Origin of the sequence: Pseudomonas sp. EA_65y_Pfl1_P113, from assembly GCF_963970525.1 — a bacterium.
In the GTDB taxonomy this organism is placed as follows: Bacteria; Pseudomonadota; Gammaproteobacteria; order Pseudomonadales; family Pseudomonadaceae; genus Aquipseudomonas; species Aquipseudomonas tritici.
In genome coordinates this window covers 1-460 of record NZ_CAXAQM010000539.1, presented here as the reverse complement: position 1 = coordinate 460, position 460 = coordinate 1, and the positions used below count along the sequence as shown (strand labels likewise).

At 65.2% G+C, this 460-nt stretch carries 1 protein-coding gene; it reads right to left on the bottom strand.

The features are described 5' to 3' along the window. On the bottom strand, positions 1–460 hold a 460-nt coding region (locus AACY52_RS30965; RefSeq protein WP_339561490.1), incomplete at both ends, for an Hsp70 family protein.

The following is a 460-nucleotide window of genomic DNA, read 5'->3' as shown; positions in this document are numbered from 1 at the left end:
ATACGACCCGCCCTTGCCCAGCAGCGGCATGACGAGATGATCGACAATGCGAAAATCGAACCGGTCACCCGCAACACCGACACCGGCATGGCCGAGCGGGGTACAACGGCGTACCGCTCCGGGGGCCTCGATCCGCACGACCGAGAAATCGCTGGTGCCGCCGCCGAAATCCGCCACCAGAATCGTTGCCGGGTCGGCGATGCGCGATGCATAGCTGAACGCTGCGCCGATCGGCTCGTAGACATAATGGATTTCCTCGGCGAGGGGACCGAACATCGCATCATAGCGCGTCCGCGCCAACGCCTCGTCAGGGCGACTGCCCGCAAATTCGACCGGACGCCCCACCACCAGCCGCGACGTCTTGCCGTTCAGCGCGCCGCGCGCGCGCGCCGCCATCTTACCGAGGAACAGACGCCCCAGATCCTCAAAGCGAAACCGCCGCTCGAACACGCTGGCATAT